Annotated in this window: 12 protein-coding genes; 9 read left to right on the forward strand and 3 right to left on the reverse strand. The window is 65.6% G+C overall.

What is annotated here, in order from left to right:
- Positions 1–150: 150 nt before the first annotated feature.
- From Q1J79_RS00075 to Q1J79_RS00095, 5 genes are all read left to right on the forward strand, one after another.
- Positions 151–531, forward strand: coding sequence for a DUF6455 family protein (locus Q1J79_RS00075; RefSeq protein WP_300295059.1), 381 nt, complete (start codon positions 151–153; stop codon positions 529–531).
- A 362-nt stretch (positions 532–893) separates the two neighbouring features.
- Entirely contained in the window at positions 894–1,331 is a 438-nt protein-coding gene (locus Q1J79_RS00080; RefSeq protein ID WP_300295060.1) for a helix-turn-helix transcriptional regulator, read from the forward strand.
- Positions 1,328–1,822: an SRPBCC family protein gene (locus tag Q1J79_RS00085; RefSeq protein WP_300295062.1), complete on the forward strand. Its 495-nt coding sequence runs from the start codon at positions 1,328–1,330 to the stop codon at positions 1,820–1,822. The genes Q1J79_RS00080 and Q1J79_RS00085 overlap by 4 nt, the downstream gene beginning before the upstream one ends.
- Positions 1,823–1,845: 23 nt before the next feature.
- Complete coding sequence (locus Q1J79_RS00090) at positions 1,846–2,304, forward strand: SRPBCC family protein (protein WP_300295064.1); 459 nt, start codon at positions 1,846–1,848, stop codon at positions 2,302–2,304.
- On the forward strand, positions 2,301–2,747 hold the full coding sequence (locus tag Q1J79_RS00095; RefSeq protein WP_300295066.1) for an SRPBCC family protein: 447 nt from the start codon (positions 2,301–2,303) through the stop codon (positions 2,745–2,747). The genes Q1J79_RS00090 and Q1J79_RS00095 overlap by 4 nt, the downstream gene beginning before the upstream one ends.
- A 22-nt stretch (positions 2,748–2,769) precedes the next feature.
- Here the strand turns inward: Q1J79_RS00095 and Q1J79_RS00100 are convergent, their stop codons facing one another.
- Together Q1J79_RS00100 and Q1J79_RS00105 are read right to left on the reverse strand one after the other, a co-directional pair.
- Positions 2,770–2,958, reverse strand: a complete 189-nt coding sequence (locus Q1J79_RS00100) for a DUF3606 domain-containing protein (protein WP_300295067.1) — start codon at positions 2,956–2,958, stop codon at positions 2,770–2,772.
- Between the two features lie 120 nt (positions 2,959–3,078).
- Entirely contained in the window at positions 3,079–3,363 is a 285-nt protein-coding gene (locus Q1J79_RS00105) for a GIY-YIG nuclease family protein (RefSeq protein ID WP_300295069.1), read from the reverse strand.
- A gap of 219 nt (positions 3,364–3,582) precedes the next feature.
- Here Q1J79_RS00105 and Q1J79_RS00110 point away from each other — a divergent pair, with 219 nt between their 5' ends.
- The 4 genes from Q1J79_RS00110 to Q1J79_RS00125 all read left to right on the forward strand — a co-directional run bounded on the left by Q1J79_RS00110 (position 3,583) and on the right by Q1J79_RS00125 (position 7,668).
- Positions 3,583–4,053, forward strand: a complete 471-nt coding sequence (locus Q1J79_RS00110) for a hypothetical protein (protein ID WP_300295070.1) — start codon at positions 3,583–3,585, stop codon at positions 4,051–4,053.
- Positions 4,054–4,333: 280 nt separating this feature from the next.
- A complete protein-coding gene (locus Q1J79_RS00115; protein WP_300295071.1) occupies positions 4,334–6,181 on the forward strand; it encodes a DEAD/DEAH box helicase in 1,848 nt (615 codons plus the stop codon).
- A gap of 41 nt (positions 6,182–6,222) precedes the next feature.
- Positions 6,223–6,837 (forward strand): trimeric intracellular cation channel family protein, encoded by a 615-nt coding sequence (locus tag Q1J79_RS00120; protein ID WP_300295073.1) that lies wholly within the window; start codon positions 6,223–6,225, stop codon positions 6,835–6,837.
- A gap of 147 nt (positions 6,838–6,984) precedes the next feature.
- Positions 6,985–7,668 carry a DJ-1/PfpI family protein gene (locus Q1J79_RS00125; RefSeq protein ID WP_300295074.1) on the forward strand — a complete coding sequence of 228 codons (684 nt, stop codon included), beginning with the start codon at positions 6,985–6,987 and terminating at the stop codon, positions 7,666–7,668.
- Between the two features lie 8 nt (positions 7,669–7,676).
- On the opposite strand, the gene Q1J79_RS00130 is transcribed toward Q1J79_RS00125, so the two are convergent.
- The coding region (locus Q1J79_RS00130) for a ferritin (protein WP_300295076.1) at positions 7,677–8,021 on the reverse strand (345 nt) is incomplete at its 5' end.

Genomic DNA, 8,021 nt, shown 5'->3' on the forward strand with positions numbered 1-8,021 from the left:
ACCTGCTGGTGGGCGAGGTGTTCCTGCGCCTGGCCAAGGGCTGATCTTCCCCGCGATAGTTTGACGCGATAGTTTGATCTGGGACAAAGCCGGCATTTGCGGCGGGTCTAGGCTGCTGGGCAGAGACGCAGCAGCAGAGGGAGTCGACCCATGCAGGCGCAGCAGACATATCATAAACCCGGCCTCGGTTGCTGGCTGAAGGCCGTGTGGAACAAGCTGGCCGAGGAGCAGGAATGGCGTGGCCTGGCCGGGGAGGACCGCCATCGCATCGCCCAGGACATGGCGATGAGCGACGGCGACCTGGCGGCCCTGGTGCGCGATGGCGGCGGCAGCGCCGAGCTGGAGGAATTGCTGGCGCGGCGGGCGGCCGCCGGCAAGCCCCGCCTGGCGCCGGAGCTGCTGCGCGACCTGCAACGCACCTGTGCCTTCTGCGCCGACCGGCCGGATTGCCGCGACTGGCTGGCCGGCAACGGGGGGACCGGCGCGCCGGCCTTCTGCCCGAATCGCGACGTGCTGGCGCCCCAGGGTTAGCTTCCGGCGCAGCCGGAAGTAGTGGTGACGGGCCGGGCCGTGTCAGGGCAGGGTGGCGAGACCGCTATGCCGCTGATTGGCCGTGGAATTTTCCAGGTCAGACCCGGCCAAGGCGCGGCAGGCCATCGCCAGAGACCTGCCAATAATCGCCAATAATCGACAATTCTGGCCAATCATTGCCAATCGTCGCCAATGGCGCCCGGGTTCGGGCCGGGCGCGGGGGCCACGCGCACCCGTGCAGCGGGTGGTGGTCGAGACGGATTCACGATGCGCAACAGCAGCTATTGAGAACATAGGGTGAATATACTCTGGAACAAGATCGTGGCTTGACATTAAACCAAAAGGTTGAATATTTAGCGGCCATGCAGACCGCAACCCCGACACCCGATCTTCAGATCACCGGCCCCCAGATCACCGCCCTGGACCACACCCTGCTGGCGCTGGCCGACCCGACCCGGCGGGCCATCCTGCAGCGCCTGTGTGACCAGGGCGGCGAGGCCCGCGTCACCGACCTGGCGCTGCCGTTTGCCATGTCGCTCAACGCGGTGTCGAAGCATATCCGCCTACTGGAGCGCGCCGACCTGGTGCGCCGGCGCAAACAGGGGCGCGAGCATCTGCTGCGTTTCAACCCGGCGCCGCTGACCCAGGCGGAACGCTGGATCGCCGAGCGCAAGGCGATGTGGGAGGGGCGGCTGGACCGCCTCGGCGCCTTCCTCGCCGCCACCGCCGAGCCGGCCACCCCTGAATCGACCGCACCTGAATCGACCGAAGACCAGACAAAAACAGGAGACGAGCGATGAACATTATGGCCGCCGCTGTCGCCGCGCGTTCGGTGCTGCATGCGACATTCACCATCGAGCGGGTCTATGCCGCAGCACCCGGTCGCGTGTTTGCCGCCTTTGCCGATGCCGAAGCCAAACGGCGCTGGTTTTTCTGCGACAGCACATGGCCGGTGGAGCATCGCCTGGAGTTCCGCGTCGGCGGCCGCGAGACCATCCGCACCGGCCCGGCCGGCGGCACGGTGCATCTCTGCGAGGCGGTGTATCACGACATCGTGCCGGACCAGCGCATCATCTACAGCTACGCCATGCTGCTGGATCAGCGGCGCATTTCGGTCTCGCTCGCCACGCTGGATTTCCAGGCCGGGCCCGATGGCGGCACCCGGCTGCTGCTGACCGAGCAGGGCGCCTTCCTCGATGGCTGGACCGACGTGGCCGGCCGCGAAGAGGGCACCCGCATCGGACTTGAGAACCTGGCTGCCGACCTGCGGCAGCAATCGCCGGCCGCTTAATTCAACAGGAGAGCAACATCGTCATGACCCAGCGTTCCGTCCTGCACAACACCTTCATCATCGAACGAGTCTACGAGGCGCCGCCGGCCCGCGTGTTCGCTGCCTTCGCCGACCTCAAGGCGAAAGCGCAGTGGTTTGGCGCGCCGCCGGACTGGACCGAGCGCAAACAGAGCCTGGATTTCCGTATCGGCGGCCGCGAGCATAGTTCGGCGCGCGACGGCAGCGGCGTGATGCATGTGATGGATGGCATCTATCACGACATCGTGCCGGATACCCGCATCGTCTATGCCTATGACCTGCACCTGAACGACAACCGCATCTCGGTGTCGCTCACCACCATCGACCTGAAGGCGGAGGCGGGCGGCAAGACGAAGCTCACCTTCACCGAACAGGGCGTCTATCTCGATGGCCACGACAAGCCGCAAAGCCGCGAGGAAGGCACCAACTGGCTGCTCGACAATCTGGGCAAGGCGCTGGCATGAGCATGGCGATGGCGGCAGGCAAGGTGAAGGTCTGCGTCACGCGGCGGTTTCCGTTCGCGGCCGGGCGCGTGTTCGATGCCTGGCTGGACGCGGACAATGCCGGCCGGTGGTTTTTCGCCACGCCGGCCGGGCAGATGGTGGCGTGCCGCATCGACGCCCGCGTCGGCGGCCGTTTCACCATGACCGACCGGCGCGACGGCGTGGATGTGGAGCATGTCGGCGAATACCTGGAGCTGGAGCGCCCGCGCCGCATCGTGTTCCGCTTCGGCGTGCCGCAGTTTTCGCCCGGCATGGACCGCGTGGAGATCGACATCGTGCCTCTGGATGACGGCGGCTGCGAGCTGACCCTGACCCACTGGATGGATGCCGCCTGGGCCGAGCATAGCGGCAGGGCGCAGGACGGCTGGGCGAAGATGCTGGGCATGCTGGAAGGCGCGTTGTAGCGCCCCCGGTTGGCCCGGCGGCTTATTTGCCCTTTTGGATTTTCAGCCTGGCCATGACCTTTTTCCGTGACGGCCCCACCGCCTTCACCGCCGCTTTGACCGCGGCGGGTTTGACGCCCGCCGTCTTGGCCACATAGGCGACCTCGTGCTTCTGGCCACCGGCGACGCGCACGCGGTCGGCCTTGCCGACCTTCTTCTTGTTATCCGCCATGGTTTCCCCCTGTCGTTGGATGGGCAGCCGATAACAGGCCAAATCCGCGCAATGGGCAATCGGATTCAGCAGGGTGCCTGCTGGTTATGGTCGGGCTTGACCCGAGCATCCACGCGATTTTTAAAGCGTCTCATACAGATCATTCCAGTCCGGATTGATCGTATGGATCAGCCGCACCTTCCAGGCGCGTGGCCAGCGCTTCAGCGTCTTCTCGCGTCGGATCGCATCGGTGATGCTGGCATGCTCTTCGGCATAGACCAGCCGCTTAAGATTGTATGTCTTGCTGAAGCCGTCGATCAGGCCCTCGCAATGCTCATGGGCGCGGCGGCGAAGATCGGCCGTGACGCCGACATAGATCGTGCCGTTGGGTTTGTTCGAAACGATATAGACCCAGCCGCCGGACATGCGGCAGGATTGCGTGCGGCGCAGCGGTGGGCAAGGGGAAAGTTGCAGTGACCACGCATCCCCCCATCCGTCATGCCCGGGCTTGGCCCGGGCATCCACGAGTTGTTATCACCAACGCCGTCATGCCCAGGCGATGAAGGCAAACACCGCCACCCACCATCCGTCATGCTCGGGCTTGGCCCGAGCATCCACGAGTTATTTAACTGTTGGGAGGGGAAAATGACATTCTGGCGCATGCAGCTACATCCAGCAGACGCTGAATCATCCATCAAACACTGTGTTGAGAGCCTTGCTGCTGGTTATGTTGGCTTAGATTTTGAGGAAGATGTTGGAGACTTATTGATTCAAGAGAACCGTCAACGAATTCCATCAAAGCATAAAGATTTTCTGGGTTTCTCGGATGAGATGAAACCCGGGGATCATGTTCTAATAATTTCGCATCACTTCCCTTTCGCTCTTGCGCGAGTAAAAGGGGAATACAATTTCATCAAACACCGGGCAACTGAACTGGGGATATGGTTTCGTCATTTTAGAGAAGTTGAATGTGTTTATTATTACGCGGATCGAGTTACTAATCCTAAGAATTGGGAAATGCTGACCATGACAGATACAATTTCCCCGCTTCGTAATGCAGAGAAGGCATCGTATCGACTTATTGATGCCTGGCTGTCAGATGTAAGTCACATATAAAAAACTCGTGGATGCCACGCCCAAGGCGTGGCATGACGATTGGGGTGGTGATGCCGGCCATGTCATGTTGATGGAGGGGAAGATGCCAGGCTGAGGCATGACAGATAAGCAATTGAAACGGCTGCTCCTCCCGCCCTCCGCTTGACGCCCGCCGCGTCTGCGCCTATACCCCGCCGCAGCAGGGCCGGCGGATGATGGTCGCCATTCCCTGATCGGCCCTGACTATGCTGGGTGGGCCGTTGCGATATCGCCGCCCTCGTTTCCCGGAAGACTGGATTGCATGACTGATTCTGAAAACGCCGCTTTTGCCGGCGTCGTGCCGCCTTTGGCGCAGGCTTTGGCCGCGCGTGGTTATGCCACGCTCACCCCCGTGCAGCTGGCCGTGCTGGGCCCCAATCTCACCGAGGCCGATCTGCTGGTTTCGGCCCAGACCGGGTCGGGCAAGACGGTGGCCTTCGGCATGGCCATCGCGCCCACTTTGCTGCAGGGCTCGGATGGCTTCGAGCCGTTCAGGCCGGGTGGCTGGGCGCCGCCGCTGGCGTTGATCATCGCGCCCACGCGCGAACTGGCCCTGCAGGTCTGTCGTGAGCTCGACTGGCTGTATGCCCCCACCAACGCCCGCGTGGTGTCGTGTGTCGGCGGCATGGACATGCGCACCGAGCGCCAGGCGCTGAATGCCGGCGCCCATATCGTGGTCGGCACGCCGGGCCGCCTGCGCGACCATATCGAACGCGGCGCGCTGGATATCGGTGCCTTGCGCGCCGTGGTGCTGGACGAAGCCGACGAGATGCTCGACCTCGGCTTCCGCGAGGACCTGGAATTCATCCTCGATGCCGCGCCACCCGAGCGCCGCACCCTGCTGTTTTCGGCCACCGTGCCGAAACCCATCGCCATGCTGGCCAAACGCTTCCAGCGCGAGGCGGTGCGCATCAGCACGGCGCAGGAAAAATCCCAGCATGTGGATATCGAATACCGCGTGCTGGCCGTGGCGCCGAACGAACGCGAGAACGCCATCATCAACGTGCTGCGCTATTTCGACGCCAAAAGCACCATGGTGTTCTGCGGCACCCGCATGGCGGTGACGCATCTGGCCGCGCGGCTGGGCAATCGCGGCTTCGCCGTGGTGGCGCTCTCGGGCGAATTGTCGCAGACCGAGCGCACCCATGCCCTGCAGGCCATGCGCGACGGCCGCGCGCGGGTCTGCGTCGCCACCGACGTGGCGGCGCGTGGCATCGACCTGCCGGGGCTGGATCTGGTGGTGCATGCCGATCCGCCGGTGAATGCCGATACGCTGCTGCATCGCTCGGGCCGCACCGGGCGGGCCGGCAACAAGGGCATCTGCGTGGTGCTGGCGCCGCATAACCGCAAGCGCGGCGTGCAGCGCCTGCTGCAGGACGCCAAGATCGTGGCGCAATGGGGCACGCCGCCGCGCGCCGCCGATATCCTGGCCGCCGACCGCGAGCGCATGCTCAACGATGCCAGCCTGTTGGCCGAGGTGACCGACGACGAGCGGGTTTTTGCCGCCGAGCTGCTGGCCCGCCACGGGGCGGAGAAAGTGGCGGCCGCCTATCTGCGGCTGCAGCAGGCCAGCCGGCCGGCGCCGGAGGAATTGCTCGACGTGGCCGCCGAGGCCGAGCCGGCCCCGTATCAGAAACGATCGCACGGCCAGGCTGGCGGCGGCGTGTGGTTCAGCATCTCGGCCGGGCACAAGCAGAATGCCGAGCCGCGCTGGCTGCTGCCGCTGATCTGCCGGGTCGGCCATGTCACGCGCCGCGATGTCGGCGCGATCAAGATCTTCCACACCGAAAGCCAGTTCGAGATCGCCGGCGAGGCGGCGGAACGCTTCGCCGCGCAGATCGCCCGCGAGGGCACCGGCGAAAAGCAGATCACCATCACGCGGCTGCCGGGCGGCCCCACCGAGCAGGCCGCCGAGGCGCGGCCCCGCGAGGATGCCAAGCCGTACCGGAAAACGCCCTACAAGCCGGGCCAGTACAAGGGTGGCCAGGGTAAATTTACCGGCGGCAAGCCCGGGGGCGACAAAGAAGGCGGAGCCGGCAAGCCTTACAAGCCGGGTTTTGCCGGCAAGGCCGGCGGGCCGAAATTCAAGAAGCGCGACCACAAGGCATAAAAGCCGCTGACTTGCGGGGGCAGCCATGGCATGACTAAACCATGCTGCTCACGCTGTTGGATTATCTCGGCACCTTCGTCTTCGCGCTGTCGGGCGCTACCGCCGGCGTGCGCCGGCGGCTGGACGTGTTCGGCGTGCTGGTGCTGGCCTTCGCCGCCGCTTCGGCCGGCGGCATCCTGCGCGATCTGCTGATCGGCGCTTTGCCGCCGGCGGCCTTGCGCGACTGGCCCTATCTGGCGATTGCCGTGGTCGCCGGCCTGATCGTGTTTTTCTTCCATGCCCAGGTCGAGCGGCTGAAGCATCCGGTGCAGATTTTCGATGCCGCCGGGCTGGCGCTGTTTGCCGTGCTGGGCGCGCAGAAGGCGCTGGTCTACGGGCTCAACCCGCTGGCCGCCGCCCTGCTGGGTACGCTCAGCGGCATCGGCGGCGGCATGGCGCGCGACATCCTGCTGGCCGAAATCCCCACCGTGCTGCGCGCCGAGGTCTATGCCGTGGCGGCTTTGGCCGGCGCCGCGATGGTGGTGGCGATGGATGCCGGCGGGCTGGACCTGCATGCCGGCGTGGTGGCCGGCGGCGTGCTGTGCTTCGTGATCCGCATCGCCGCGCTGCGGCGCGGCTGGCGCCTGGCGGTGGCCAGGCCGGACAACGAAGGCTGACATAAAAAGCCGATGGCTGCGATTGCAGCTGGGCAATTGCAGCTGGGCAATTGCAGCCGGGCAATTGCAGCCGGACAATTGCGGGGTTGCCGCGCCGGCGGCCCTGCGGCAGGCTCGGCGCGGTGATCATCATCCGAGGCAAAAGCGATGGCGCTGCAGATCGGTTTCCCGCTGTTTCCCAACCTGACCCAGCTCGACCTGACCGGGCCGTGGGAGGTGTTCGCCAAGCTGCCCGGCGCCGATTGCCATCTGCTGGCGCATGACCTGCAGCCGGTGCGCAGCTCCAGCGCCGGGCTCACCCTGCTGCCGACCACGCGGTATGCCGACTGCCCGCAGCTCGACATCATCTGCGTGCCGGGTGGACCGGGCCATCTGCAGGCGATGGAGGATGCCGCCCTGCTGGATTTTCTGAACAGCCAGGCCCCGAACTGCCGCTTCGTCACGGCGGTGTGCACCGGCGCGCTGGTGCTGGCGGCGGCGGGGCTGCTGCGCGGCTATCGCGCCACCACGCACTGGATGTCGCTGGAGCGGCTGGCGGCCTTCGGCGCCGAGCCGGTGGCGGAGCGCGTGGTGCGCGACCGCAACCGGATCACCGGCGGCGGCGTCACCGCCGGGATCGATTTCGGCCTGGCCCTGGCGGCCCTGCTGGCCGGCGAGACGGTGGCGCGCGAAATCCAGCTGCAGATCGAATACGAGCCGCAGCCGCCTTACGGGGGCTCGCCGGCCACCGCCGATCCCGCCACGGTGCAGGGCCTGCGCGGCCGGCTCGGCGGTTATGCCGCGGCGATGGCCGAGGTCGATGCGCGCGCGCTGGCGCGGCTGAACGGCTGACGCGCCGGCTATTTCTTCTTTTTCTTCGTCTTGGGCTTCGTGGCGCCGGTCACCTGTTCCTCGTGGCCGGCGATGTCCTTGCCGGTGAACAGATACTCGCCGAGCTCCCTGGCGAAATCGGCGTCGTTGCGGCGCAGCCATTCCAGCACCATGGCGGCATGCTCGATCTCTTCGCGCATGTTGTGCAGCAGGATTTTCTTCAGCGCCGCGTCGTCGCAGTCATCGGCACGCTGGCGGTACCAGTCGGCGGCTTCCAGCTCCTCGATCAGCGAGGCGATGGCCTGGTGCATCGCCAGGGTTTTTTTGCCCAGCCGCTCGCGCGGGGCATGCAGACCTTCGCTGGACATGGAAAT

Origin of the sequence: Ferrovibrio sp., assembly GCF_029255545.1 — a bacterium.
Classification (GTDB): domain Bacteria; phylum Pseudomonadota; class Alphaproteobacteria; order Ferrovibrionales; family Ferrovibrionaceae; genus Ferrovibrio.